This window comes from Cyclobacterium roseum (assembly GCF_010119225.1).
Classification (GTDB): Bacteria; Bacteroidota; Bacteroidia; order Cytophagales; family Cyclobacteriaceae; genus Cyclobacterium; species Cyclobacterium roseum.
The window spans coordinates 191,273-216,868 of the sequence record NZ_WNKF01000011.1 but is presented as its reverse complement, the minus strand read 5'-3'; the positions used below and the strand labels follow the sequence as shown (position 1 = coordinate 216,868).

At 37.9% G+C, this 25,596-nt stretch carries 19 protein-coding genes; 14 read left to right on the top strand and 5 right to left on the bottom strand.

From position 1 onward, the window contains the following. Both GJQ68_RS23380 and katG read left to right on the top strand, forming a co-directional pair. Nucleotides 1-180, top strand: a 180-nt coding sequence (locus GJQ68_RS23380) for a hypothetical protein (RefSeq protein WP_235941613.1), incomplete at its 5' end; no start/stop codon positions are given. 93 nt (nt 181-273) lie between these two features. After that, a complete protein-coding gene (gene katG / locus GJQ68_RS16235; RefSeq protein ID WP_162418357.1) occupies nt 274-2,517 on the top strand; it encodes a catalase/peroxidase HPI in 2,244 nt (747 codons plus the stop codon). A gap of 938 nt (nt 2,518-3,455) precedes the next feature. On the opposite strand, the gene tnpA is transcribed toward katG, so the two are convergent. Continuing rightward, nucleotides 3,456-3,905, bottom strand: a complete 450-nt coding sequence (gene tnpA, locus GJQ68_RS16230) for an IS200/IS605 family transposase (protein ID WP_162418356.1) — start codon at nt 3,903-3,905, stop codon at nt 3,456-3,458. Nucleotides 3,906-4,596: 691 nt separating this feature from the next. Here tnpA and GJQ68_RS16225 point away from each other — a divergent pair. Both GJQ68_RS16225 and GJQ68_RS16220 read left to right on the top strand, forming a co-directional pair. Next, nucleotides 4,597-6,081, top strand: a complete 1,485-nt coding sequence (locus GJQ68_RS16225) for a PAS domain-containing sensor histidine kinase (protein ID WP_162418355.1) — start codon at nt 4,597-4,599, stop codon at nt 6,079-6,081. Continuing rightward, a complete protein-coding gene (locus GJQ68_RS16220) occupies nt 6,078-6,476 on the top strand; it encodes a response regulator (RefSeq protein ID WP_162418354.1) in 399 nt (132 codons plus the stop codon). The genes GJQ68_RS16225 and GJQ68_RS16220 overlap by 4 nt, the downstream gene beginning before the upstream one ends. A 43-nt stretch (nt 6,477-6,519) precedes the next feature. Here GJQ68_RS16220 and GJQ68_RS16215 read toward each other — a convergent pair whose 3' ends face one another. From GJQ68_RS16215 to GJQ68_RS16200, 4 genes are all read right to left on the bottom strand, one after another. Continuing rightward, nucleotides 6,520-6,966, bottom strand: a complete 447-nt coding sequence (locus tag GJQ68_RS16215) for a response regulator (RefSeq protein WP_162418353.1) — start codon at nt 6,964-6,966, stop codon at nt 6,520-6,522. Between the two features lie 15 nt (nt 6,967-6,981). Next, entirely contained in the window at nt 6,982-10,476 is a 3,495-nt protein-coding gene (locus GJQ68_RS16210) for a CheR family methyltransferase (RefSeq protein ID WP_162418352.1), read from the bottom strand. A 67-nt stretch (nt 10,477-10,543) separates the two neighbouring features. Next, on the bottom strand, nt 10,544-11,023 hold the full coding sequence (locus tag GJQ68_RS16205) for a response regulator (protein ID WP_162418351.1): 480 nt from the start codon (nt 11,021-11,023) through the stop codon (nt 10,544-10,546). 740 nt (nt 11,024-11,763) lie between these two features. Continuing rightward, nucleotides 11,764-12,033 carry a hypothetical protein gene (locus GJQ68_RS16200; RefSeq protein ID WP_162418350.1) on the bottom strand — a complete coding sequence of 90 codons (270 nt, stop codon included), beginning with the start codon at nt 12,031-12,033 and terminating at the stop codon, nt 11,764-11,766. 1,098 nt (nt 12,034-13,131) lie between these two features. On the opposite strand from GJQ68_RS16200, the gene GJQ68_RS16195 reads away from it, so the two are divergent. Genes GJQ68_RS16195 through GJQ68_RS16150 form a run of 10 tightly spaced genes read left to right on the top strand, consistent with a single transcriptional unit; the run spans nt 13,132 to nt 25,562 of the window. Further along, nucleotides 13,132-15,453, top strand: a complete 2,322-nt coding sequence (locus GJQ68_RS16195; protein WP_162418349.1) for a GumC family protein — start codon at nt 13,132-13,134, stop codon at nt 15,451-15,453. Nucleotides 15,454-15,483: 30 nt separating this feature from the next. Further along, nucleotides 15,484-17,025, top strand: a complete 1,542-nt coding sequence (locus tag GJQ68_RS16190) for a lipopolysaccharide biosynthesis protein (protein WP_162418348.1) — start codon at nt 15,484-15,486, stop codon at nt 17,023-17,025. Continuing rightward, complete coding sequence (locus tag GJQ68_RS16185; protein WP_162418347.1) at nt 17,025-18,185, top strand: glycosyltransferase family 4 protein; 1,161 nt, start codon at nt 17,025-17,027, stop codon at nt 18,183-18,185. Before GJQ68_RS16190 ends, GJQ68_RS16185 begins: the two co-directional genes overlap by 1 nt. Continuing rightward, on the top strand, nt 18,182-19,279 hold the full coding sequence (locus tag GJQ68_RS16180) for a glycosyltransferase family 4 protein (RefSeq protein ID WP_162418346.1): 1,098 nt from the start codon (nt 18,182-18,184) through the stop codon (nt 19,277-19,279). Before GJQ68_RS16185 ends, GJQ68_RS16180 begins: the two co-directional genes overlap by 4 nt. Nucleotides 19,280-19,294: 15 nt before the next feature. After that, nucleotides 19,295-20,611, top strand: coding sequence for a hypothetical protein (locus GJQ68_RS16175; RefSeq protein WP_162418345.1), 1,317 nt, complete (start codon nt 19,295-19,297; stop codon nt 20,609-20,611). Between the two features lie 11 nt (nt 20,612-20,622). Beyond that, nucleotides 20,623-21,663 carry a glycosyltransferase family 4 protein gene (locus GJQ68_RS16170; protein WP_162418344.1) on the top strand — a complete coding sequence of 347 codons (1,041 nt, stop codon included), beginning with the start codon at nt 20,623-20,625 and terminating at the stop codon, nt 21,661-21,663. Nucleotides 21,664-21,674: 11 nt separating this feature from the next. After that, nucleotides 21,675-22,511: a glycosyltransferase family 2 protein gene (locus GJQ68_RS16165; RefSeq protein WP_162418343.1), complete on the top strand. Its 837-nt coding sequence runs from the start codon at nt 21,675-21,677 to the stop codon at nt 22,509-22,511. Nucleotides 22,512-22,542: 31 nt separating this feature from the next. Continuing rightward, nucleotides 22,543-23,748, top strand: a complete 1,206-nt coding sequence (locus GJQ68_RS16160; protein ID WP_162418342.1) for a glycosyltransferase family 4 protein — start codon at nt 22,543-22,545, stop codon at nt 23,746-23,748. 13 nt (nt 23,749-23,761) lie between these two features. Then, nucleotides 23,762-24,646 carry a glycosyltransferase family 2 protein gene (locus GJQ68_RS16155; RefSeq protein WP_162418341.1) on the top strand — a complete coding sequence of 295 codons (885 nt, stop codon included), beginning with the start codon at nt 23,762-23,764 and terminating at the stop codon, nt 24,644-24,646. A gap of 34 nt (nt 24,647-24,680) precedes the next feature. Continuing rightward, the gene (locus GJQ68_RS16150; RefSeq protein ID WP_162418340.1) at nt 24,681-25,562 is read left to right on the top strand and encodes a hypothetical protein; all 882 of its coding nucleotides are present in this window, start codon (nt 24,681-24,683) and stop codon (nt 25,560-25,562) included. Nucleotides 25,563-25,596 lie beyond the last annotated feature (34 nt).

The window sequence follows — 25,596 nt, the reverse complement described above, 5'->3', positions numbered from 1 at the left end:
CTTGGCAAGGGGGATTTGGATACGGATGGATTAACGGTCACGGTATTACCGGAGAACTATCTCAGCCCGTTGCAATGGCTCCAATTCCGCTTTAAAAAAGCATTTCAGCAAATCCCCCTTTTTAAGGGGATTTGGGTACGTAAAATTTGCCAATTCAATCCAGGCATAGAGAACAGGTAAGGCCCATAGATTTTTTCAATGGATTTTAATTTTTCATAATTACAAATTTTGGTATCTTGTTGAAGAAAAAAGAAACAAATTTTATACGTCGTTATGGAAAACAACACAAACCCAAATGCAAAACTATCAGACTTCAATGAGAGCGTGGCGAAATGTCCTTTTCATGGAGGAGCCCTAAAACAAAGTGCCGGTGGAGGAACCAGAAACCGGGACTGGTGGCCCAACCAATTAAAGTTAAACATACTTCGCCAGCATTCTTCCCTTTCCAATCCCATGGGAGAGCAGTTTAACTATGCGGAAGAATTTAACTCCCTTGACCTCGCGGAGGTGAAAAAGGATTTACACGAAGCATTGACCACTTCACAGGATTGGTGGCCGGCAGATTACGGGCATTACGGTCCTTTTATCATCCGAATGGCCTGGCACAGTGCCGGTACGTACCGGATTTCGGATGGCCGTGGCGGCGGTGGCACCGGAACGCAGCGATTTGCTCCGCTTAATAGTTGGCCTGACAATGCCAACCTGGATAAAGCCCGTCTACTACTCTGGCCCGTCAAGCAAAAATACGGACGAAAGCTTTCCTGGGCAGATCTGATGATTCTGGCGGGGAACGTGGCCCTGGAATCCATGGGGCTCGAAACGTATGGATATGCCGGCGGCAGGGAAGACATATGGGAGCCGGAGGAAGATGTGTACTGGGGCTCGGAAGCCGAATGGCTGGGAGACAAGCGGTACAGCGGTGACCGGGAGCTTGAAAATCCACTGGGAGCCGTACAGATGGGGCTGATTTATGTAAACCCGGAAGGCCCCAATGGAAAGCCGGATCCGGTAGCTGCAGCCCGGGATATTCGTGAAACGTTCGGAAGGATGGCCATGAATGATTACGAAACCGTAGCATTGATTGCCGGTGGGCATACCTTCGGAAAAACACACGGTGCCGGAGACCCCACCAAATACGTAGGCCCCGAGCCGGCAGGCGCTGGAATCGAGGAAATGGGCCTGGGCTGGAAAACCACCCTGGGTTCCGGAAATGGAAACAACACCATCACCAGTGGATTGGAAGGCGCCTGGACGACCACGCCTACCCAATGGAGTAATAATTTCTTCGAAAACCTATTCGGTTACGAGTGGGAGCTATTCAAAAGCCCTGCTGGTGCCAATCAATGGCGGCCAAAAGACGGTGGCGGTGCCGGGACGGTGCCCGATCCGCACGATCCTTCTAAAAGTCATGCGCCGTTCATGTTGACCACCGATCTGGCCTTGCGCATGGATCCGGAATACGAAAAAATTTCCCGCCATTTCTATGAGAACCCGGATGAATTTGCCGATGCCTTTGCGAAGGCCTGGTTTAAACTTACCCATCGTGACATGGGACCTCGTGCCCGGTACCTGGGCCCTGAAGTACCTCAGGAGGACCTGATCTGGCAAGACCCTGTCCCTGCCGTGGATCATGAATTGGTGGACAACAAGGATATTGCCGACCTGAAAAAAAGAATCCTGGATTCCGGTCTTTCGGTTTCGGAGCTTGTCAGTACCGCGTGGGCTTCCGCTTCTACCTTCCGGGGTTCGGACAAACGAGGCGGCGCGAATGGTGCAAGAATCCAACTGGCACCTCAAAAAGACTGGGAGGTCAATAACCCGACACAGCTTGCCAGGGTACTGGATAAGCTAAAGGGGGTTCAGGAAACCTTTAACGGATCACAGGGCGGTAATAAAAAAGTCTCTCTTGCCGACCTGATCGTCCTGGGGGGATGCGCTGCCATCGAAAAAGCAGCCAAAGATGCCGGACAGAATGTGACGGTTCCCTTTTCTCCAGGGCGTACAGATGCTACCCAGGAACAGACTGACGTGGAATCTTTTGCAATTCTGGAGCCAGCCGCCGACGGCTTCCGCAACTACCAGGATGCTCAACATCAGGTAGCTGCCGAAGAGATGTTGGTAGATCGTTCGCAATTAATGACACTGACCGCTCCGGAAATGACCGCACTGGTAGGTGGAATGCGTGTACTCAATACGAATTTTGATCAATCCGGACACGGTGTATTCACCAAACAGCCCGGTGTGCTTACCAATGATTTCTTTGTCAACCTTTTGGACATGGGAACAAGTTGGAAAGCCGTGGACGATTCGGACAAGATTTTCGAAGGTAGGGATCGAAAAACTGGGGAACGCAAATGGACTGGAACCCGTGCCGACCTTATTTTTGGCTCCAATTCAGAATTACGTGCCATTTCAGAGGTGTACGGTTGCAGCGATGGTAAGGAAAAATTTGTCCGGGATTTTGTAGCTGCCTGGGACAAGGTCATGAACCTGGATCGCTTCGAACTGAAAAGCTAACCGTTATTTTTCATTCTGTAAACAGACAAAGGTGACTCGATCTCGGGTCACCTTTATTTAATTGTAGTTCAAATGATAGGATCTACCCGCTTAATCTTTAGAGAAGCGGACCAGCTTATGAACCAATAGGTCCGCCTCACACTCCCTATAAACCTGAGTTCGATTTTAATATATGGCAATTTAGTTCGTTTGAACGGCTTCGTACTTGATTCCGGGCTTTTTTGGAAAAAAGGTGTTCAACCCACTTCGGGGTTGATGGAAGGATAGATTGGCTTGTAAACCCCGGGTTTCGCCCGGGGTTATTATTGTTGAAGCCCTACAGGCTTCGGAGTCGAATAAGAGCTTGCTACTTGGGAAGTGATTTGGGACCTCATTATAATGTGATTGGGCTATTTCTACAGATGCCAATTTCGGCTGCTGATGATTCTCTCGGTAACCCAGGCCTGAAGGGCCTGAACAACAATAACCGTGGGTGCAGCCCTCGGAAAGCTAACGAATACGAACCCCCACCACGGATAGGGTAGAACCTATCGTACATACGTTTTAAAACAACTATTCCAATAATCGAGCCATTATATCCACCCATGCTCAGCAGGGGAAATGGTATTAGAAGATGGCATAACGTGTAGCCAGGACCGTGTTCAACCCACTTCGGGGTTGATGGAAGGATAGATTGGCTTATAAACCCCGGGTTTCGCCCGGGGTTATTATTGTTGAAGCCCTACAGGCTTCGGAGTCGAATAAGAGCTTGCTACTTGGGAAGTGATTTGGGACCTCATTATAATGTGATTGGGCTATTTCTACAGATGCCAATTTCGGCTGCTGATGATTCTCTCGGTAACCCAGGCCTGAAGGGCCTGAACAACAATAACCGTGGGCGCAGCCCACGGAAAGCTAACAAAAAAATACCTCCAACCCCGGATGGGGTTGAACATGTATTATAAGAAAAGATAACGTTCGTCGAATTCAATACCGTTTTCTTTTAACAATCGTTTGTATTCCTCTAAAAAGGATTCCTTTTTGTGATGTTCTTTCTGCCTCTTGATATAGGATGTAATACGGTCTTTTTCTCTGTATGTACAAGTAAATGCGCCGTACCCCTTTCCCCACGCGTTCCAGTAGGGAAAACTCGTGTGTTCCTTCATCCATAAGCTGCTTGCTAATTTAATATCTTTAATGAAATCGGATAAAGCCAGGGTGGGGTGTAAATCAGTTAAGAGATGAATATGATCTCCGATTCCGTTTATCTGGTAAAGCGTACAGCCTTTATTTTTAACGATACCCCCAATGTAGCGGTATAGTTCTTCGCAGTGCGTATTGGGAATTGTTGCGTTTCTGTTTTTTGTTCCTAATACTGAATGGTAGAGTATTTGTTTATAACTGCTCATTAGATCAAGGACTTAGCGTTCTAAGTAAGTTACGAAATAAAATTCTTTTTCGAAATATTCAACCCACTTCGGGGTTGATGGAAGGATAGATTGGCTTATAAACCCCGGGTTTCGCCCGGGGTTATTATTGTTGAAGCCCTACAGGCTTCGGAGTCGAATAGGAGCTTATTTCCTGGGGAGGTATATGGGACCTCATTATAATGTGATTGGGCTAAAGGGAAAAAATTTCTACAGATGCCAATTTGGGTAGGGAATACCTCTTACAATTAAAGTATCGTGAAGTAAATATGCATTTATAAGCGCAACCAAGCTCATCAAAAATACAGAAAACGAAACCTTTTAAACAACCATTAAATCACAATTGCCTTATTATCAGGAATTCAAGAAGAACAAAACCTCCGGGTTGGATTCTGCTTAAACGCTGAGGTGTTATTTCCAGATAAGAGGCAACGCGTTTTTTTATCTATATCTTTTCCGAGTAGTTGTCGTTTTCGCTGGTAATATTTATTTCATACCTTAAACAATAACATTTGAACCTTAATTACGTTCATTCATTTAATTAATGCAAGGGGGGCAACCATTTTGCCAGGGCTCCATGGAGAAAATAACCATAACCAGAGCTTTTTGCAGCGGTAGTCTCTTTTTCCTTTTTTAAATAGGAATAAACAGCTCCAACATCCAAACGGTTACTATGGAAAAAATAGCTGATTATATGTATGCCCTGGACGAATCGGCGATCGTCGCCATTACCGACCAAATAGGCATAATCACCTATGTGAATGATAATTTTTGCAAAATTTCAAAATACAGCAGGAAAGAACTTATCGGTCAGGATCACCGTCTCATTAATTCAGGTTATCATCCGAAATCTTTCATTCGAAACCTTTGGACCAACATTGCCAAGGGCAAGGTGTGGAAAGGTGAAATAAAAAACAGGGCCAAAGACGGTGCCTATTACTGGGTGGACACCACCATCGTACCCTTTCTTAATAAAGAGGGCAAACCATACCAATACGTAGCCATTCGCTTTGATATTACCGATCGAAAAAAAGGCGAGGCGGATTTGAACCGATCTCTAAAGGAGATTTCCGATTATAAATATGCCCTGGATGTATCGGCAATCGTTGCCATCACCGATCAAAAAGGCATTATCAGGCATGTAAATGAAAATTTTTGTAAGATTTCAAAATACAGTGCACAGGAACTAATCGGTAAGGACCACCGCATTATCAACTCCGGATATCACTCTAAAGCCTATATACGTGACTTGTGGACCACGATCGCCAATGGCAGGGTATGGAAAGGAGAGCTAAAAAATAAGGCTAAAGACGGAACCTACTACTGGGTGGATACCACCATTGTGCCTTTTTTGAAAGCAGACGGTAAGCCCTACCAATACGTAGCCATTCGCTCCGATATCACGGAAAGGAAAAAGGGGGAAGCGCATATAAAAAAGATCAATCATCAAGCCATTGAACACGGCAAAGTCCTGGAATCCAAAAACAGGCAATTGGTGGATTTTTGCAATATTGTCTCCCATAACCTTAGGGGACCGTTGATTAACATTTCCATGTTAATCGACTTTATGGATAATAGCGAGTCCGAAGAGGAAAAAAATGAGATTCAGTCCAAGATGAAACCGGTGGTAAACCACCTGATGGAAGTCTTTAACGAACTGGTAGAGTCCATTCAGGTAAAACAGGACACGGGTATTACCGCTGATAAGCAATACCTGGACCATTGCCTGGAAAAAACAGTTGTTGGTTTTGAAACACAAATTAAAAACTATCAGGCGAATATAAGGGCCGATTTCAGTAAAGCACCATGGGTCTTTTTTCCTCAAAAATACCTGGAAAGTATTTTTGCTAACCTGATAAGCAACGCCTTAAAATACAAATCCCCCAAACGAGATCCGGAAATATTCATTGAATCTACTCCGGTATCCGGAGCAACCTTATTATCTTTCGTTGACAACGGCATGGGTATTGACCTGGACCTTCACAGGCAGCACCTTTTTAAAATCCGCAAGACATTTCATAAGCATCCCGATGCCAAAGGTTTTGGTCTTTTTATGATCAAAACGCAGGTTGAGGCCATGGGAGGAGAAATTTGGGTGGAAAGCCAACCCGATAAAGGGAGTACATTTTTTGTAAAAATTTTAAATGCAGAAGTATGAGCAGTATAAAAAACCTAACCCTGATTGATGACGATGAGGTATTTATTTACCTAACCCGAAAAACCTTGAATAAGACCAATTTGGTAGACCACATCAGGGTATTTGAAAATGGATTGGAGGCATTGAATTTTATTAAGAATAACCTCGACAATCAGGATGAATTACCAGAAGTAATCTTTTTGGATCTAAGCATGCCGATCATGGATGGTTGGCAGTTTTTGCAGGAGTTTAGCAAGTTAAAACTGGACCCTAAAAAAACCATCACCATTTACATCTGCTCCTCCTCTATTTCCCCGGACGACGTAGCCCGGGCAAAATCCAACAGTGAGGTTTCTGATTTTATATTTAAGCCCATCACGGCCGAGAAACTCTACGATATTGTGGATCGCCTTTAACTACACCTATTCGCTCCCGCCGAATGTCCGTCTTTTGGCGTTTTTAGACCAGGAGCAAAAAGTTATCTCTTTTCAATTTCTCGTCCTGGTACTGAAAAGCGGTCATAACTGCTTTTTCCAACACCGTCTTGAGTTTACTAAAGCTACTTGGTTTGATAACGTAAATATTCGCGCCATTGAGGAAGGTTTCTTCCAAATCCTTCTTATTACCCGATGTTGAATAAATAGCGATGGATATTCCTTTTAGTTTTTTATCGCATCTGATTTCCTTCAAGCATTCCAATCCATCCTTGCGTGGCATGTTGAGATCCAGAAAAAGTAGATCGGGTAAAGGGATCGTTCTATCACGGAGCCTTTCCATGAGTTGCATTCCGTCCTTTACCGTGGCAACAACTGTCTTGATCTCTAATTCGGCAAATGCTTCCGTAAAAATAAGACGGTCGTTTTCATCATCATCGGCAAGAAGTATATGTAGCGGTTCGTTTTCCATATTGACTTAGGTTTATTAGGACCCAGACAGGCCCGCCTGACCGGTAGGCAAGTATATGTTAAAAGTGGCTCCTTTATTCAGTTCGCTGTTTGCGGTAATGATCCCATTGTGATTGTCAACTACTTTTTTTACGATGGCAAGTCCGATGCCTGTCCCGGCATATTCATCCTTGCCATGGAGCTTTTGTAATACTTCAAATATTTTGGTGCTGAATCGTTGTTCAAAGCCTATTCCGTTGTCGCTAAGAATGATTTGGCAGTATTCTTTTTGAGGATAAAGCCCCTCCAAATTTAATTCCCCGCTTTGGATAACCCGGCTCGTTATTTTTATGTGAAGCTGCCTTTTCGGGTGTGAATACTTGAGCGCGTTGCCAATAAGATTGTGCATCAGCTGACGAAACTGAAAAGGAATTACGTAAACTTCCCCGATTTCATTCACTTCTATTACCGCCTGCTTTTCATCGATCAGCTCTTTAAATTCCTTTTTTACTTCATCTATCACTTTGTTGAGGTCCGTGTTTTCAAATTTCCGTTCGCCAGCGCTGATACCCGAAAAGGCTAGCAAGTCCTGGATTAGTTGCCGCATTCTTACCGTTTCCTGTTGGATGAGATGGAAATAATTTTTCCCTTTGTCTGATAAATGCGGCTCCTCTTTTTCTAGAATGATGCCCGTGAACGTTTGTACTTTACGAAGTGGCTCTTGTAAGTCATGACTTGAAACATAGGTGAATGCTTCCAGTTCTTTGTTCATATTCAGCAGTTCTTTATTTCTGCTATCCAGAGATTCATTGGCTACTTTTAACTCCTCTGTTCTTTTATCAACCGCTTGCTCTAATTTCAATTTCTCTGCTTTTCGATCCCGAATTTCCTTTTTGAGAAATTCTTTATCCCGCTGTTCCTTTTCTACTATCAGGCGTCTTACTTCGGTAATATCAGAGATAATAAGGAGAATTAGGTCTTCCCGATGCGTTTTCTGGACCACACGGCTTGCATTGAGTGACATTATCTTTTCGCCTATGTCCAGAAAGGTATGTTTAACCTCGAAATCATGGAATTCAGCGTTATTAGGAATAATCTTTTCAAGCAATTTCCGCAGCTCGGGAATGTTCCATTGTTTGTTGCCCAATTCATAAAGCAGTACTCCCTCGGTTTCTGCTTCGGTCACGTCAAAGGTTTTGTAGAATGCCTTGTTTGCAGATTTTACCCGAAGGTCGTTCCCTAAAACAAGCAAGGGATCGTGCATGGTCGAGACAATGGCATTGGAATACTCATAGGATTCGTTAAGTAGGTCGATGCGTGTTTGCAACTCCTGATTGGTAGTAATGAGTTCTTCGTTGGTCGATTCTATTTCTTCCTTTGACGTTTCCAACTCTTCATTTACGGTTTGCAGTTCCTCGTTGCTCGAAACCACTTCTTCATGCGCACTTTGCAATTCTTCGGTAAATGCCTCCTGCTCCTGTGAGACGGAAAGCGCGTCCGCGCGCGCAGTTGCCAATTCCTGTTCCAATTTCTTGATCCTTCTGTCTTTTGCAGGCGAATTGTCATTTTTGCCATTGGCTTGCTTTGAATAAAGCTCAGCTTGTTCGTGTTCTGTAAAAATTATTAGGAGCAACGGCTCGTCCCATTCGATGTCAAGCGGAACTACTTCAAAACTGATCACTTTTACGCCCGAATCTACTTTCAATTCAATGCCGGTTTTGCGCAAGCGGTTTTCCGACTTAATGACCTTGGAAATGGCCGTTCGCAACTCAAACGAAATTTCCGGTCGGGCCATTTTTAACACATTGAACGTGGCTTTGCCTTTTGGGTGCGTCAGGAATAAATCGGTGGTGCCGCGAAACTGGAGGATTTCCAAGTGGTGATTGATCACCACGCTTGCCGGCAGGAATTCCGAAACAAGCACCTCATCAATGGCATCGTCCAACTCCCTTTGAGAAACAGAAACATTGACCTGAGCTTTTTTCCGATTGGCTGAGGGAGTATTTTTCTCAGCTACAGCACTCTGCTTCATACGCGGAGAAAGTTCAGGCAGCCTATGCGAGCCTGCATTTTTTTTGCGGGAAAATATTTTATACTTCTCCTTGTAGGGTGAAAAAAGATGGGTTGAGTGACTGATGTTTTCTGATTTGCCAAGCATCAAAAAACCATCGCTGTTTAACGCGTAATGAAAGGTGTTGATCGCTTTTTTTTGTGCGGCGGAATCAAAATAAATCAGGAGGTTACGGCAACTGATAAAATCGAGGCGGGAAAAAGGCGGGTCCCGCAAAACGTTGTGCGGAGCGAACACACACATATCGCGTACGGCTTTATTTACCCGGAAACTACCTTCTGCTTTTGTAAAGAAACGCTGAATACGCTTTGGCGAAACGGTTTCTAATTCCTGCTTGGTAAAAGTGCCAACACGAGCCTTATTAATAGCATCTACACTGAGGTCCGTTGCAAAGATCTGTATGGGTGTGTTGGATGACTGACTTTCGCTGATCTCAAGCAACATCATGGCGATGGAATACACTTCTTCGCCCGTTGCACAGGCCGGCACCCAAATCCGAAGCGACTCCCCTCCTTTTTTCCGTTTCAGCAATTCCGGGAAAAGATCACTTTGTAAATATTTGTGAGTATCGGTATCGCGAAAAAAGCTGGTTACGTTAATAAGTAGATCCTGGTAAAGAATATCCGTCTCCTTGTTTTCTTTGGAAAGCAGCTCCGCATATTCGTTGAGGTCTGTTAGCCTATACAACAGCATTCTGCGAACGATCCGCCGCTTGATCGTATTCATTTTATATTCGCCGAAATCAATACCGGTGGCTTTATATAGTTGAGTGAGAATCACTTTTAAATCGGGGTTGTCATTCTCAATCACCTCATCGCTAACGGGGTGCTCCCCTTTGTGCTTAACAAAAGGGTGTTTGCTGAGGCGCGCCAGTTCTTCGGCAATTTCCTTAGGCGATAAAATAAAGTCCACCATGCCTGCTGCGATGGCAGAGTGGGGCATGCTGGTGAATTTTGCAGAGTCGTCTTGCGCAAAGGTTAACCCACCTTCATGCTTAATGTCTTTTATTCCAACAGTACCATCGCTAGCGCTACCCGAGAGAATGATACCGATCACCCGTTCTTTTTGCGCCTGAGCGAGAGAGGAGAAAAGGACATCGATGGAAATCGCATTACTGCTGTCGGATCGGGGAATTAATTTTATTTGACCGTCTGTCACCTCAATACCTTTGTCATAGGGAATGACGAAAACATTATCGGGCTGTATCATCTCCATGTCGTCAATTTCCTGCACCTTCATTTTTGTCTTCTTCGACAAAATTTCAGTCAGCATGCTCTTGTGGTCCGGACTAAGGTGCTGCACATATATAAACGCCATCCCCGTATCTGCCAGCAGGTATTGTAACAATTCTGTCATTGCCTCCAAAGCTCCTGCAGATGCCCCTATGGCAACGATGGGGAAATGGCGCTTGGAAGCAGGAAGCGGTTTGGATCGGCTGGATGTTGATGGGTTCTTTTTCATTGGCATTCAGGTACTATCCTTATCTTGGAAAGCGAGCGTTATCTCACTGGCATGGGTTACCCTTTGTTTACTTTTTAGGATTATCGGGAATAACGATGGAAGCGCCTGTGATCATAAAGTTTTCTTCGAGCGGCAGGGAGTGATCCTTTTCCGTTACCAGGGTTAGCGCTTCGTAGATGACTTTTTTCCAATTCGCAAATTCAACCGGCTTGCAGATATAATAGTGTGCGGCATCTCTAAAAACCTTCTTTATCGATTCCAGGTCCGCAGAGGTAGAAAACATAATCACCGGAAGTTTCTGTAGCCCGGTGTTTCGTTTTATCTCTCCCAAGGTGGCAAAGCCACTTTTTCGCGGCATGTTAATGTCCAGAAAAAGCACATCGGGCAGCTTTTTCCCATTTTTGCTTAGTTCCTCCATGACCTCCTCTCCATTTTGCACGATGGTGAGACTTGCGGATACCGGCAACTCTTGCAGGGCAGCTTTAAAAAGAAGGCAATCGGCCTGATCGTCATCGGCAAGAAGGATATTGATGTGTTGTGAAATCATTCATCAATTTAAGAATGTTAAAATGTATTAGCAATTATTAACGCAATTACCTTTAATTGGAGGGAATGTGTAAGGTGACTGAGGGACTGAGAGACTGAGGGACGGAGGGACTTAGGGACTGAGAGACTTAGGGAGGGGAAGCGAGAATCGTCACTGCGAGGGGGCTAATCTGACCCCAATCGTATTTCATCAAGCACCCGCGGCAGTCTGTAGGAAGACGTAAACATCCGGCGTATTTAACCGACCATTTCTCGAACTCCTTGAATCAACGCTCCGGTTCAGATTGCTTCGCTAGCGCTCGCAATGACGCGGTGTGCGCACTGGAAACGCAGTCCGTCACTGCGAGGGGGCTAACCTGACCCCAATCGTATTTCATTGACCGCCCCAGCACCCGCGGCAGTCTGTCGGAAGACGTACACGTCCATCGTATTTTACTGCCCTTTTCTCGAACTCCATACGGCAAACGCTCCGGTTCAGATTGCTTCGCTGGCGCTCGCAATGACGCGGTGTGCGCACTGGAAACGCAGTCCGTCACTGCGAGGGGGCTAATCTGACCCCAATCGTATTTCATTAACCGTCCCAGCACCCGCGGCAGACTGTCGGAAGACGTGCACGTCCGGCGTATTTTAATGCCCTTTTCTCGAACTCTTTACGGCAAACGCTCCGATTCAGATTGCTTCGCTGCGCTCGCAATGACGACGTTGGAGTAACTGCGAACCGATGCCGTCACTGCGAGGGTGCTAACCTGACTCCATTCGTATTTCACTAACCGCCCCAGCACCCGCGGCAGTCTGTCGGAAGACGTGCACAGCAGGGGTATTTACCTGCCCTTTATTCGTAATACTTATGTCTACGCTTCGAATCAGATTGCTTCGCTGGCGCTCGCAATGACGGTATTCCCTTCCCGTCGAACGCTTCCCGTCACTGCGAGGGTGCTGACCTGACTCCAATCGCCTTTCACTGACCGCCCCAGCACCCGCGGCAGTCTGTCGGAAAACGTAAACATCCATCCTATTTAACTGACCTTTTTCGTAATCCTTACATCAACGCTTCGAATCAGATTGCTTCGCTGCGCTCGCAATGACGACGTTGACATCGATGCGACACGCTCCCGTCAATGGTAGACTTAACTTTTTTTAAACGCAGAAATCAGGATGACGATGTATTTTTGAAGTGATTATATCATATTGAACACCAAACACTTATAAAATACGTCATCGGTAGGATACTGACGAAAATTAAAAATGATACCGAAAACCGACCCAGCACCCGTGGCCGTCACAAGGATAATAGAGACACCGGAACCTTGAAAGCGTTAAACGAAAATCCATTATAAAAAGCCTTGAAATTTATTGTATCGAAAGGAAGAAAAATCACTTACGAAAGTGCCAAAAAACATTATATTATACCGGATTAATTCTATTTATAAGTTATTATGGCTTTCAAGCATAGTATTTTAACTTGATAATTAAACTCCAGCCAACTAAATGAAAGGGTTAAATATGAATTCAAAACGCATATTTAGCTATTTAAAATGCACTTTTTACGTTCTTTTTATTATGGTTTGTAAAAATCATTTGTATATTTGATTTCCTGTAGGAAATTTCAGGAACAATAAAACAGCGACTAATTTTGATTCCTGAAAGGATCAGGTTTTTACTTTCTTAGAGGATAACCTTAAAATGAAATTTCAACCAAAAAGAAATTTTACGACTAATTTAAATCATCCTGATTTTTATGCGAAAAGCAATTGCGCCTCTGAGAAAATAAACCTATTACAGGTAATATACAGCTAGTATAAAATAAACTTTCTTAACCCGGTTAAACAAATCACCTTACCAACGACCTACCCAAACCCTGTTTAACCTGCAAAAAATGAAGTTTTTGTGACTGACCGGGCGAAGCTGTGAACGATTGTAATCCATAAAAAAGAAAATGCGACTATACTTAATCCTGTAAATCCTGTAATTATATTTTTGAAGCCAATTACTCAGGCAGAAAGACTATCCAATTTTAGGGGACTGTAAGATGTAACTACTATTGGGTTCTGGATCAGAATAAAATCCATAAAAAAATACCAGCATATCTCAGCGCAGAATAAGATAATCATGGAAAATAAAATTCAGGAAAAAATTCTTAAAAAATTAAATAAAATTGAAGAAGGAGAAAACTTCGATCTGAATCAAATACTAGCTAAACTCTGGTATTACAAATGGCTATTTGTCTTTAGTTTAGCCATTACAATAAGCCTAGCCGTTTACTATTTACGGCAACAAACCATGAGCTATGAAATTCAAACAACCTTAATTATTCCGGAAGGGAACAACAAACCTGGAAACGAAGGAATATTAAAGGAACTTGAATCGGGACAATTACCAAAATCAGTGGAAAATGAAATTGAGGTTTTAAGATCGAGAAATATCATTTCCAAAATTGTAGAGGATCTTGAATTAAATGTGTACTACTATATATTGGAAGGTTCCGACTATTCAGAGTTATATCAAAAAAAACCAATAAAATTAGAAATAATTTCGTCTGAAATAATTTCAAACCAAGATATAGTACAAATTAAAATTAAAGACCAACATACTTTTTCGATAACAGATGAGAATGGGCAGGAAATAGATTATGTGTTTTCAGAAAAGGTAGAAAGTACGATAGGAGATTGGAGACTGGAACCGACTGAATATTTAAAAGACTATATTGGCGAAGTTATTTTTATATATATTTTTAATAAAGATGTCATCATCAATGGTTATAAAGAAAATATTCTAGTAGAACTATTAAATGAAGATTCTCCGGTGGTTGGTATAACATTAGTGGATGAGGTGCCCCAAAGAGGAATAAGCATATTAAATAGATTAATTGACAATTACAACCAGCTCACTTTGTTTGAAAGGAACAAAATAATTCAAAATACGCTTGATTTTATTGACCAAAGGTTGGCATCTGTTGCTGGGGATTTAAGCAATGTGGAAGGGGAAGTAGAAGACTACCGAAGTAGTATAGGCTTAACAGATATCTCATCCCAATCAAATATCTACCTTCAAAATGTACAATCATATGACCGACAACTAAATGAGGTAAGTTTACAAATAAATACACTGGAAGAAATAGAATCGTATATTTTAAACGAAGAGAATAGTGAAAACATCCCTACCATACTTGGAGTATCGGACAGAAGATTAATCAACCTTATCGAGCAATTATCCGAATTACAGCTGGAGAAAGAGGATTTAGCAGCAACAACTTCAGAAAATAGTCCATTGTTGATTCGTCTAATGCGTAGAATTAATTCCACCAAATCGGCCATTAAAGAAAGTGTATCCAATATTAAATCGAGATTGATCAGTACAAAAGAGGAACTAGAGGCCCTAAATGCCAAATATGAAGCCTCTATCAAAAACATTCCTGGACAGGAAAGGGAATTCATCAGTATCAAACGACAACAAGCCATCAAAGAAGGCTTATACGTTTACCTTCTGGAAAAAAGAGAGGAACTTTCACTAAATTTTGCTGCAACACTTTCAGAGGTAAGGGTAGTAGATGATCCCTATGTAAGTGAGGTATATTCACCTCAGAAGTATAAAATTGTTGGGGCTGCCACACTATTTGGTCTTCTTATGCCATTAGGATTAATATTTTTAAGAAGCTTGATGAATAATAAAATTGCTGGCAAAGCAGAAATCGAGGATTCGCTAAGTGTCCCCGTGATTGCCGAGCTGTCTTTTCAAAAGTTAAGAGATCCGTTAATAATGAAAACCCAAAAGAACAATGTCCTAACAGAACAATTCAGGATATTAAGAACGCAACTACACTTTTTACATCAAAAGCAAGCAAAAGGGAGGGTAGCCGTATTAACTTCAAGTATTGCAAAAGAAGGAAAAAGTTTCATAGCAGCGAACCTAGGAGCCGCTTTGGCCATTTCAGATAAAAAAACGATCATACTAGAATTGGACCTAAGGAGGCCAGAAATTTCAAATATGTTTGGATTAAATCAAAAGTTACCTGGTTTAACAAGCTATTTAAAGGGAGAGGTGAAATTGGAAGAGATCATCCACCCATCTGGGTACCATGAAAGATTATTCATCATCCCAAGTGGACAAGAGGTAACCAATCCATCCGAACTATTAGAAAAACAAGAACTGAAAATTTTAATAACTAGATTACGGGAGCAATTTGATGATATCATTTTAGATACGCCACCTGTTAAATTGGTGACAGATGCCTTATTGATCGGGGGATTAGCAGATTTATCCCTATACGTTATCAGGCAGGGACACACCCATAAATCATTGTTACCGCATATAGAAACCCTAATCTCAAAGAAAACATTTCCAAACATGAAGATCGTTTTCAATGGAATATTAGACAAAAAATACGGCTATAAAAATGACTATGGTAAAGGATATTATGAAAAGATAAATTGATGCAAATAAATCAAATAGCCATTTTATTTTATGAAAGCAGCAAGTAGGGTAGCCGTAAATACAAGTATCCTGTATGGTAAAATGGCAATTACTGTTTTTATCTCGCTATATTCAACTAGATTAATATTAAACGCATTAGGAGAAAATGACTATGGAATTTTCAATGTTGTAGCTGGTGCAATTTCCATGCTTGGATTTTTAAACGCATCAATGACTGCAGCTTCGCAAAGATTTATGTCATATGCACAAGGAGAAGGAACAATTTTGGAATTAAAAAAAATATTTAATGTTAGTTTAATATTACATATTGTCATTTCAATAGCAGCAGTTATTTTATTAGAAATAGTGGGCCATATTTTGTTAAACGAGGTATTAGAAATACCTGAGGAAAGACTATTAGCAGCAAAAACTATATACCAGTTTATGGTAATAAGCACTTTTTTCAGCATAATAGGAGTTCCATTTGATGCAATAATTAATGCCCATGAAAACATGACTTTGTTTGCGGTAATTGGAATTTTTGAATCTATAGTAAAATTTTTAATCGCTTGGTTTTTAACATATCAATCACTGTACGATCCTTTAATAGGTTATGGGTTGCTATTAACATTATTATCACTTTTTTTACTAATATCTAGGATAGGGTTTTGTTGGTGGAGATATGAGGAAACCAAATTCTCTTTCAAAAAATATTATGATCCTAAAATATTTAAAAACATGACAAATTTCGCATCATGGTCATTAATAAATTCCTCAAGCAGTATGATTTCAACTTATGGTCAAGGAATAGTATTAAATATGTTCTTTGGAGCGAATATAAATGCAGCACAAGCTATTGCGAATCAAATAAATGGTCAGGTAGGAGTGTTTTCATTAACTTTACAAAGAGCATTAAATCCTATAATCGCTAAAAGTGAAGGTGCTGGTAATAGGTCATTTATGAAAAAAGCGACATTAACAGGCAGTAGATTTTCATTTTATTTATTAATGCTAATTTCTATTCCATTAATAATAGAAATGGAGTTCATTTTTAAATACTGGCTAATTGACATACCTGAATATGCAATAATTTTTTGTAGATTATTATTAATAAAAAATCTAGTATCACAATTAGTAATACCAGTAAATTCAGCAATATTAGCAGTAGGAAAAATAAAACAATATCAGATTATTGCCGCAATAATAACATCACTAAATTTACCTATAAATTATATTTTGTTTAAAAACGGATACGAACCATATTATCTATATATTCAATTTATAATATATCAAATAATTATGAGCAACATAATTATCTATTTTGGAAAAATAACATTTGGTTTATCAATAAAAAACTTCATAAATAGTGTGGTATTAAAAACAGTAACAATAACAGGAATATATTTCCTTATATCAACATTAATATATATACTATTAGATGAAGGAATACTAAGATTATTACTATTATTAGTGTTCGGAACACTATTAACGTTATATAATATATGGTATTTTGGAATAATAAATTCGGAAAAAAATCTATTAAAGGAAAAATTCTACTACGCTATAAAATTAATCAAACTAAATAATAAATAATGAACATTGGAATAGCTTCACCTATTAACATATCCGAACTAAAAATCCATTTAAAAAATTTAAAACGAACGGAAGAAAATTTAGGCTTAGGTGGGACAGCGATAAATATAATAATTGATGGATTAATAAAAAATGGACATAAGGTCACAGTATTTACATTAGATCCAACAGTGAAGGAAAAACACATATTAGAAGGACCAAAGTTAAAAGTTATTATAGGGCATTTTAGATCTAGTAACAAAATAAAAACTTTCGATTTCTGTCGAAAAGAGATTAAACAAATAAAATTATTTATAAATGAGGAAAAAGAAAATTTAGATATAGTAAATGCTCACTGGAGTTATGAATTCGCTATAGGTACAATTTTATCAAAAGTTCCCCATTTAATTACTTTCAGGGATGATTCATTTAGAATCTTAAAATTAACTAAACATCCATATCGGCTATCTAGATTATTAATGGACCTATGGGTTAGAAAAAAAGGAAAACATTTCTCCTATAATTCACCATATCTGAAATCAGGTATTAATTTAGCTGGAGATATAATTCCTAATCCCATAAATGATTATGAAATTGAACAAAAAAGAGTCTACCCTACTAAAAAAGAAATACAAATTTGTTATGTAGCAAATGGATGGACATATTTTAAGAATCCTGAAACAGCTTTATTAGCATTTAATATCGCTAACACTAAAATAAAAAATATAAAACTAACAATGATAGGAGAAGGACTTGGGGAATCAAGTAAAAACTATAAACAAATATGTAAAAAAGGATTAAATATGAATGTAATTTTTAGAGGAAAATTACCACATAGAAAATTTTTAAAAGAATTACATAATTTTGATATAATGCTACATACGGCAAGAGAGGAAAGCTTTGGGAATAACATAATTGAAGCAATGGCAAAAGGCATCCCTGTTATAGCAGGAAAGAATTCTGGGGCAGTACCATGGGTATTGAACTATGGAGCTGCTGGCTGCCTAATTGATATTGAAAAACCAGAAATTGTAGCCAACGCTATTGCTAAATTGGTAAACGATAAATATTATTATGAAAAATTAAGCATAGAAGGTTTATCAAATGTAGTAAAAAGATTCTCACAGAAAGAAATTTGTAGAAACTATATAGAATTATATAAAAACATTGTATGCAAATGATACGCGTTTTACATATCTTTAATGAATTAAAATATTCTGGTGCAGAAATTATGTATTCAGATGCTATAAAATTCTTTAAAGAAAAAAATATTGAGATAATTATTGTAAGTACAGGTAAAAAAATTGGAGAATTTAAAAGCCAATTTGAAAACCAGAATATAAAGGTACTTCATTGGCCAATTAATAACATCTTTAATATATTTTCAAATTACAGAAAAATATATAATTATTTAAAAACAGAAAAGATAGACGTATTACACGTACATCGTAATAGCCTATATTTAATATTCTTAGTTGGGAAATTAGCAGGAATAAAGATAATTAAGACCCAACATAATAATTTCCAAAACAAATTACAGACTAGATTTTTTCAGATTTTTACACGAGCAATATTCAGAAAATATTGTAACACAACATATCAAACAATCGGGGAAAGTGTGTATAATAACGAGTTAGAAATCTATCATAATCCATCTAAAAAGATCAATAATTGGATTGACTTGAGAAAATTCTATCCGGAGACAACCAACAATTTAAAAAATGAAATAAAAGAAAAATTATCAATATCAAAAGATAGTTTCGTAATAATTTCTACAGGGGGATGTACAGATATTAAAAATCACGCAGATATAATTAAATCAATGCCGATTATCAACGAAAAAATAAACTGTGTTTATATTCATTTAGGAATAGGCGAAATGGAATTCTATGAAAGAAAATTAGCATTAGAACTTAATGTATTTAATTCGATAAGATTTTTAGGTAATAAAAGTAATGTAAGAGAGTTACTAATATCAGCAGATTTATTCGTTATGACTTCGAAATTTGAAGGATTAAGCATTGCATCAATAGAAGCAATGGCATGTAAGATTCCAGTTATTCTATATGACAGTCCAGGACTAAGGGACTTAATAAAAGATAATGACAATGGATTTTTAATAGAATCAAATTATAAAGTCCTAGCTCAAACCGTTATTTCGTGCTATTTTAAATATAAAGCTGCCAAAGAAAAAGCAGACAATGCCTTTAAACTTGTTTTAAATGAATATCGATTAGAAAAAAATATAAAATCAATTATTGATTTATATCAATAATTGATACAAAACAAAATGAAACGAGAAAAATTAATATCCAATATAATATTCTTAGGTATCTCAATAATTTCATTTATTTCAATATCAGTATATTTAGAAAATAGTTTAGGACTAAATCTAACAAATCCGATACTAATCTGGCCAATATCTTTATTAGCATTATCTATTTTCTTTGCTCAAAATATTCATTCTTCTAATAAATATAACAGAAAATTATTTATCTATATTAATATATATATATTATGGAATATAATTAGCATAATACGTGGGATATTCGAAGCAGAAACTTATTGGCACTGGAAAAGTTTGATATCAAATATTTTCCCTCTTATGTTGCCAATTATTACTGTAATATTTATAAAGCCAAAAATATTACAAATAACAATAAGCAATTATTTAAAGATACTATTACCGATATTTTTTCTATTCCTCATATTCTTAATACCAAGTCAAACTTATGGATTTTACCTTATTCCTATAACATTTTTAATTTTTTTTCTTCCAGATTACCAATATAGATGGATCGCTTTAATTGGGTTAATAACAATATTTATATTATTCTCTAATTTAGGAGCACGAAGTAATGTAATCAAATTTATTATACCCTATCTAATCTTGCTTTTGTATCCATTTAAAAGATGGATTTCAAAACACCAACTATTTATACTTTGTAACATATTATTTATTATTCCGGTTCTATTATTTTGGCTTGCTATAAGTGATGTATTTAACATTTTCGAAATAGACCAATATATCGAAGGAGATTATTCTGAGGTGAAAATTAATTCCAAAGGTGAAAATGAAAAGGAAGATCTAACAGCTGATACTCGAACATTTATTTATGAAGAGGTATTATCAACAGCCACTAAATATAATAGCTGGATAATTGGAAGATCACCTGCCAGAGGAAATGAAACTGAATGGTTTGGCAAGGAAATGATAGAAAATTTTGGTGTAAATGAAAGATTTAAGAACGAAGTCGCAATAGTTAATATTTTTACTTGGACTGGCGTAGTTGGTGTTTTTATCTACTTTATGATTTTCTATCAAGCCTCTTTTTACGCTGTAACAAAATCTAATAATATCTATTCGAAATTAATTGGAGTATTCATCGCCTTCCGCTGGGTATATTCATGGGTAGAGGATGTAAATAATTTCGATTTAAATTATGGAATGTTATGGATATTAATCGGCTTTGGTTTATCTCCATATTTTCGAAAAATGAATGATCTTGAAATTAAAATTTGGGCAAGAGGAATATTCGATAAAAACTATCGAAATTTAAACTTAAAAAATACTATTGAGGACAGTATTTTAATTAGTGAAAAATAAATTAAATTGATTTGAAAGCACCTAAATCAAATATATTATTTATCACATTTCCAGTGGATTTGGGTAATAAAACACTTGAATTAAATATACAAAAAATCTTTAATGGTGACGTGGACTTCATCTCTCTTAATGATAAAATCAAACACAAGGTCCTTGGAATTAATATAACTAATACTTATTGCAACCGTCTATTAAATGCATTGCATTTAAGAGAAATTATAAAATCTTATTCAAAAACCGATTGTACTATAATTTTCCAGGGAATTAGTCCAGCACTTTTTACTCTCGGTGCATGGCAAAAAGCAAATATAATTATTTCACTAGATTGGACCCGAACTCTATACGCTGCTTTGCTTCATAAAAAATTTGAGAAATCCATAATCTTTAAAATTCATCAAAAGCTATTGCTTCAATGTCCTAAAATAATATGCTTGACTGACGCTGTATATTCTAACCTTTTAAAAACATACAAGGTTGAAAAATATCAACTCTTCAGATGCCCAATGCCCTTTGATATTGATAGATTTAAATTTCCTTTTAGGAATACACCAAAGGTCCCAAGAGTACTCTTTATTGGCGCAGATTATCATAGGAAAGGTGGGGATCTTTTGGTGGAGGCATGGAAAAAGGAACTGAAAGGAATAGTGGAATTGACCATAGTAACGAATTGGCTACCGGAACATCCTGATGGACTTACCTTTATAAAAGGAATAAAATACGGTTCAGATATCCATAGAAATCTTTTTCTAAATCACGATATTTTCATTTTGCCTACACGATATGATGCCTATCCCCAGGTAATTGGGGAGGCTGCAGCTGCGGGATTGGCTGTTATTACCACCAAATTTGCATTAGGAGCAAGAGAAATAATCGAAAATGGAAAAAATGGATACATCTCAGATACACAGGCTTCATGTATACAGCTATTGCTAAACCTAGTAAATGATATAGATAAAATTAATGCCTTCAAAAAAGCAAGTAGAAATATAATGGAAGAAAAATATTCAGGAGATGTCATCAGATCAGAATTTTTTAGGGTAATAGATATTTAATTAGTTAAAATATGTATAAAATTGCCGTATTAATGACCTGTCACAATAGAAAAGAGAAAACCCTATTATGCCTTGAAAACTTGTTTAACCAAAAAGGATTGAATAGTAATATTGGTTGTCATGTTTACTTGGTAGATGATGGATCAATAGACGGAACAGCCATAGCGGTTAAAAAAAAATTCAGTGAAATCACCACACTTAAGGGTGATGGAAATTTATATTGGAATAGAGGAATGCATAAAGCCTGGAGCGAAGCTTCAAAAAAAAATTATGATTTCTATTTATGGTTAAATGATGATTCATTTTTGTATGATTTTGCCCTCACTGAATTGGTGGTATCATCGGAATCTTTTGATCACAAATCAATTATATGTGGAACCTTCGAATCTGCAAAAGAAAAAGGGACCTTTAGCTATGGTGGTAGATATTTCCTTAACAATAAGTACTATCCTAATGTTCCTAATGGAGAACTTAGCACCTGTGACCTAATCAATGGAAATTGCGTATTGATCCCGGATTTCGTATTTCAAAAAGTTGGGAACCTGGATCTTACATTTCGGCACGCCGTAGGGGATATAGATTATGGATTAAGGGCAAAAAAAGAGGGGATTGTTCTCTATTGTACCAAAGTATACGTTGGAACCTGTGAAAAGAATATTAAACTACCCAAATGGCAAATTAGCCAAACTCCTTTAAAGGAAAGAATAAGAAATTTGTACTCCCCATTAGGTTACAGTCCCCCAATGGAGTATTTTATTTTCGAAAAAAGACATTTCGGCTATCACATTGCAATTAAACATTTTATTTCAATACATATACGCCTACTATTTCCAAATTGGTGGAAATAGGGACTTTTAGTTTAACTTCTCATACTTAATCATGAAAATATTATTGTCTTCTTTTGCTTGCAGTCCCAACAAGGGGTCTGAACCCGGGTATGGATGGAATTGGGCATGGGAACTTTCAAACCAGGGTCATGAGGTACATTGTTTTACAAGATCAACAGAAAAAAACAACTTAAAATTAAAAAAAATACCTGAAAATCTTCATTTTCATTTTATAAAATTACCATTTCAATTGGAGAAATTATACTCAATTTCATATCAGGGGATGTACCTATATTATTTCCTTTGGCAATGGAATTGTTATGCTAAAGCTAGAAAATATCATGCAATTATTGATTTTGATATAGTGCATCATGTGACCTGGGGAAATATACAGATAGGCTCCTTTCTGTATAAATTAGGAGTCCCTTTTATATTTGGTCCAACAGGAGGAGGTCAGTCAGCTCCCATAATATTTAAACCATACTTTTTAAATGATTGGAAGAAAGAATTGATTCGGGAACAAATAAGTAAATATTTACAGAAATTTAACCCTGGCTTTAAATCCATGCTTAAGGAAGCAAAAGTCATATTGACCTCTAATTCAGATACTTATGATTTGGTTAAAAAGTACCCTCACAATAATGTAGCATTTCTTTTAGATTCATCCATTCCTTTAAACTTTTTCCCAATAAAATCAAAGCCCAAAAGCATTAAATCGGGCAAACTTAAGTTATTGTGGGTGGGAAGACTGATGCCGAGAAAAGGGGTATTATTGACCCTGGATGTAATGAAGGCTTTGTGTGATCATCCTGAAATTTCACTTACTGTAGTGGGAGATGGAGAAATGAGAGAAGAATTAAAGAGACGAATAAAAATTCACAAGTTAGAAGAAAAAGTAAACTGGATAGGAGAAGTTGGTTACGAAGAGGTTAAATCTTTCTATTTAAGCCATGATTGTTTTCTCTTTACATCTTTAAGGGATTCCTGCCCTGCTCAGTTATTGGAAGCTATGGCATTTGGCCTACCGGTTTTTACATTGGATTTACACGGTCAAGGAGAAACAATAACCTCATCAACGGGTTATAAGGCACCAATTACTAACCTGCAAGAAACGATTAATGAATTGAAAAATGAAATTATTTTTCTATCGGAAAATCCAGATAAATATCAGAGCATGAGTGAGCAAGCCATAAAGTTTGCGAAAAGTCAACTATGGAAAGAGAAGGTAAAGTACGTAATTGATAATTATTATCATTAATTAATAAAATTAAATGTTTGCACCCATTTGCTTATTCACATATAATAGACCAAAGGAAACCCTACGTACCCTTCAAGCACTAAAAGCGAATTCATTGGCAAAAGATAGTCGGCTTTTTATTTTTTCTGATGGACCAAAAAAGAATTCTTTGGCAGATGTTGAGAAAGTCAGGGAATTGATTGAGGATGTCAATGGCTTTAAATCAGTAGAGGTTTACCTATCCCAGGTAAATAAGGGATTGTCCCATTCCATCATTGATGGAGTCTCTACAATAATTGAGCAATTTGGAAAAGTAATTGTTTTGGAAGACGATCTCATAACCTCTCCTAATTTTTTGAATTTCATGAATCAGGCCCTTGATTTTTATTCCTCGGAAAATAAAATCTTCTCAATCTCAGGATACAGTTTAGACTTACCCTCCTTAAAGGATTATCCCAAAGACTGGTACCTGGGCTACCGAGCCAGCTCCTGGGGCTGGGGGACCTGGCAGAACAGATGGAAGGAAGTGGATTGGGAGGTCAAAGATTTCAAAAAATTCAAAAGGAATCCTTTCGGTCAATACCAATTCATGAGAGGAGGCAGTGATCTCCCCTGGATGCTTTATAAGCAAATGAATGGAAAAATAGATTCCTGGGCCATTCGCTGGTGTTATAACCAATTTAAAAATGACCAATATACTGTATTTCCCTCCCAGTCCAAGGTAATTTCCATTGGTTTTGGTGAAGCCGCCTCAAATACAAAAAAAACAACACGTTTCGACACATGTTTGGATACGACGCAGAAATCAATTTTTTATTTTGAAAAAAAACCTAAAATGGATACGAAACTCAACAAAGAATTTAAAAATAAATTTTCATTGATTAACAGAATTAAGAACCGTTTATTACAATTCATGTAACTTTTTTACACTTATCGATCAATGTTTTATGAATATGTCTTATGAAAAAATAATAAGCAGGGGCTATGATTTGATGGGAAATTCGACCATCGTTATTTGCTCTATAGTTAGGGATTGTGAAAAAAATCTTAAAAAAAATATTCCCCGCCTTAATCAAATCACCAAGAAATTCAAAAATTTTCAAATCCTTATCTTTGAAAATGATAGCATTGATAATACTAAAAGTATTTTACAAGACTGGCAAAAAAATAATGATAAGGTCTTTATTAGTTGCCATAAATTTAATGAATATCCTATCAATCATGATTTAAACAAGCGGATTAATAAGTATTATTCTTCCCACAGAATATCCAAAATGGCTGCCTATAGAAATCAATATATGGAAGAAATAAGAAGGAAGAAACAGAATTTTGATTTCATGATGGTGATTGATCTGGACATTAATAATTTTTCCCAGGCTGGGATTGCGCATTCTTTCGGGTTGGCGGATCAATGGGATGCTGTATCCGCCAATGGTATTTCTTATTCTCCACTATTGAAAAAGCGCTATCATGATAGCTATGCCCTAATAGAAATGGGAAATCAAGATGGGATTCAAAAGCTGGAACAAATAAAAGCTAATCAGTACAAATGGTCATTTTTAAAGAAAAAAATGCCCCTCATACCGGTATACTCGGCTTTTGGTGGACTGGCATTGTACCATTTTGATTGTATCAAAGATAAAAGTTATTTGGTTATCCCTAATGATAAAGAGGGAGTAGAAGTTAAATGTGAACATTTTTCCATCCACGATCAAATTCAAAAGGAAGTAAAACAAGGGATATTTATTAATCCAAATATGATTGTAAATTATCAGAGCATTAACAAGGAAATAATACTCAGATTTATTCAAGATAAGGTTATCCCTTACAAATAACAGTTAATTCCAATTCACTAACCCAAAAAACCCT

Excerpts from the sequence above, each read along its gene's own strand:
- katG (WP_162418357.1), top strand. The coding sequence starts at position 274 with ATGGAAAACAACACAAACCCAAATGCAAAACTATCAGACTTCAATGAG.
- tnpA (WP_162418356.1), bottom strand. The coding sequence starts at position 3,905 with ATGAGCAGTTATAAACAAATACTCTACCATTCAGTATTAGGAACAAAA.
- GJQ68_RS16225 (WP_162418355.1), top strand. The coding sequence starts at position 4,597 with ATGGAAAAAATAGCTGATTATATGTATGCCCTGGACGAATCGGCGATC.
- GJQ68_RS16220 (WP_162418354.1), top strand. The coding sequence starts at position 6,078 with ATGAGCAGTATAAAAAACCTAACCCTGATTGATGACGATGAGGTATTT.
- GJQ68_RS16215 (WP_162418353.1), bottom strand. The coding sequence starts at position 6,966 with ATGGAAAACGAACCGCTACATATACTTCTTGCCGATGATGATGAAAAC.
- GJQ68_RS16210 (WP_162418352.1), bottom strand. The coding sequence starts at position 10,476 with ATGAAAAAGAACCCATCAACATCCAGCCGATCCAAACCGCTTCCTGCT.
- GJQ68_RS16205 (WP_162418351.1), bottom strand. The coding sequence starts at position 11,023 with ATGATTTCACAACACATCAATATCCTTCTTGCCGATGACGATCAGGCC.
- GJQ68_RS16200 (WP_162418350.1), bottom strand. The coding sequence starts at position 12,033 with ATGGATGTTTACGTTTTCCGACAGACTGCCGCGGGTGCTGGGGCGGTC.
- GJQ68_RS16195 (WP_162418349.1), top strand. The coding sequence starts at position 13,132 with ATGGAAAATAAAATTCAGGAAAAAATTCTTAAAAAATTAAATAAAATT.
- GJQ68_RS16190 (WP_162418348.1), top strand. The coding sequence starts at position 15,484 with ATGAAAGCAGCAAGTAGGGTAGCCGTAAATACAAGTATCCTGTATGGT.
- GJQ68_RS16185 (WP_162418347.1), top strand. The coding sequence starts at position 17,025 with ATGAACATTGGAATAGCTTCACCTATTAACATATCCGAACTAAAAATC.
- GJQ68_RS16180 (WP_162418346.1), top strand. The coding sequence starts at position 18,182 with ATGATACGCGTTTTACATATCTTTAATGAATTAAAATATTCTGGTGCA.
- GJQ68_RS16175 (WP_162418345.1), top strand. The coding sequence starts at position 19,295 with ATGAAACGAGAAAAATTAATATCCAATATAATATTCTTAGGTATCTCA.
- GJQ68_RS16165 (WP_162418343.1), top strand. The coding sequence starts at position 21,675 with ATGTATAAAATTGCCGTATTAATGACCTGTCACAATAGAAAAGAGAAA.
- GJQ68_RS16160 (WP_162418342.1), top strand. The coding sequence starts at position 22,543 with ATGAAAATATTATTGTCTTCTTTTGCTTGCAGTCCCAACAAGGGGTCT.
- GJQ68_RS16155 (WP_162418341.1), top strand. The coding sequence starts at position 23,762 with ATGTTTGCACCCATTTGCTTATTCACATATAATAGACCAAAGGAAACC.
- GJQ68_RS16150 (WP_162418340.1), top strand. The coding sequence starts at position 24,681 with ATGTCTTATGAAAAAATAATAAGCAGGGGCTATGATTTGATGGGAAAT.